Source organism: Curtobacterium sp. MMLR14_002 (assembly GCF_001864975.1).
Lineage (GTDB): Bacteria > Actinomycetota > Actinomycetes > Actinomycetales > Microbacteriaceae > Curtobacterium > Curtobacterium flaccumfaciens.
Genome location: NZ_MJGT01000070.1, coordinates 1 through 1,584 on the forward strand (window position 1 = coordinate 1; position 1,584 = coordinate 1,584).

A 1,584-nucleotide genomic window follows, 5' to 3' on the forward strand; every position below is an offset into this window, starting at 1 on the left:
TCGTGAACCAGAACCGTCAGCCGCTCACAGCGCGAGGTCGTCCCACGGCACCGGGGTGCTCTCGCCCGTCTCCCAGTCGCGGCGCAGCACGCCGTAACCGACCGACCCGACGGCCGGGCCGCCGTCGACGGGCCACGCCTCGCGGTAGTGGGCCTCCTGCACCCACCCGGCACGGACGAAGACCCGGCGCATGGCGGTGTTGTCCTCGCGGGTCTGGCCCTCGAAGCGCGTGATCGCCGGCAGCGTCGTGAACACGTGGTCGGTCACCGCGCGCAGGGCGGGGACCCCGAGGCCCCGACCCCGGAACCGACCGGCCAGGCGCAGGTCGAACAGGGGGACGGGGTCCGCCAGGTCCTCGAGGCGGACCAGTCCGATGCGCCCGAGGTCGTCGTGGTCGAGCCAGGAGGTGTCGTGCTCGTCGTCGCGGTAGGCGCCGGAGTCGACGGCGCTCGCCGCGTCGGCCGCGCTGATGCGCCGTCGGACGTGGAACGGGAACTCCTCGGACGTCAGGAACGCGAGCAACTCCTGGCGGTCGGTGCCGGTGGGGTCCAGACGGGTGAGGCGGACGGCGGGAGCTGGCATGCCGCTCAGGGTAGTTGCACGGTCGTCGGGCAGGCTCGGGGCGTGCGAGGTGGGACGAGGACGACGGCCGCGGCCCTGACGGCCCTGGTGCTGGTCGGGTTGGTGGGGTGCTCCGGCGGCCCGGGCGGGGCGTCGACCGGGCCGACGTCGTCGGCGTCGGCTTCTGCAACGGCTTCTGGTTCTGGGTCGGCTTCCGAGTCCGTGGCGCCGTCGACCGACCCGGCCACCGCGCGGGCCTTCGCGGCGCTGGAGCGGCGGTACGACGCACGGCTCGGGGTCGTCGCCGTCGACACCGGGGACGGTCGGACGATCGCGCACCGTGCGGGGGAGCGGTTCGCGTTCGCGTCGACGATCAAGGTGTTCATCGCGGCCGCGGTCCTCGACGCCTCGTCCGACGCCGACCTGGCGACCGTCGTGCACTACGACCGAGGCGACCTGCTCGAGTACGCGCCCGTGACGAGCGAGCACGTCGACACCGGGATGACGGTGCGCGAGCTCGTCGACGCGGCGCTCCGCTCCAGCGACAACACCGCGGCGAACCTGCTGGTGGAACGGCTCGGCGGGCCGCACGCGGTCGAGCGGTGGCTGCGCGGCATCGGGGACCGGACGACGAGCGTCGACCGGGTCGAACCCGACCTGAACCAGGCGATCCCGGGTGACCGACGGGACACGACGACGCCGGAGCGGTTCGCTGCGGACCTCCGGACCGTGCTGCTCGGAGACGCCCTCGACGCTGCCGACCGTCGGGTGCTGCGCGAGGCGATGCTCGGCAACACGACCGGGGACGCGACGATCCGTGCCGGGGTGGACCCGTCGTGGCGGGTGGCCGACAAGACCGGCACGGCGTCCTACGGGGTCCGGAACGACATCGCGGTCGTGACGCCGCCGGGGCGCGACCCCGTCGTGCTCGTGGTGATGACGAGCCGCGCTGATCCCGGGGCGGAGCCGTCGGACGCGCTCGTCGCCGCGGCGACCCGCACCGCGGTGGCCGGGCTGTCCGAC

Annotated in this window: 2 protein-coding genes; one reads left to right on the forward strand and one right to left on the reverse strand. The window is 74.3% G+C overall.

The genetic code is table 11. The features are described 5' to 3' along the window. Positions 1-24 precede the first annotated feature (24 nt). Complete coding sequence (locus BIU91_RS13355; protein WP_071405855.1) at positions 25-582, reverse strand: GNAT family protein; 558 nt, start codon at positions 580-582, stop codon at positions 25-27. Between the two features lie 201 nt (positions 583-783). On the opposite strand from BIU91_RS13355, the gene bla reads away from it, so the two are divergent. Further along, positions 784-1,584 (forward strand): class A beta-lactamase (gene bla, locus BIU91_RS13360; protein ID WP_253183757.1); only part of this gene is annotated, 801 nt, incomplete at its 3' end.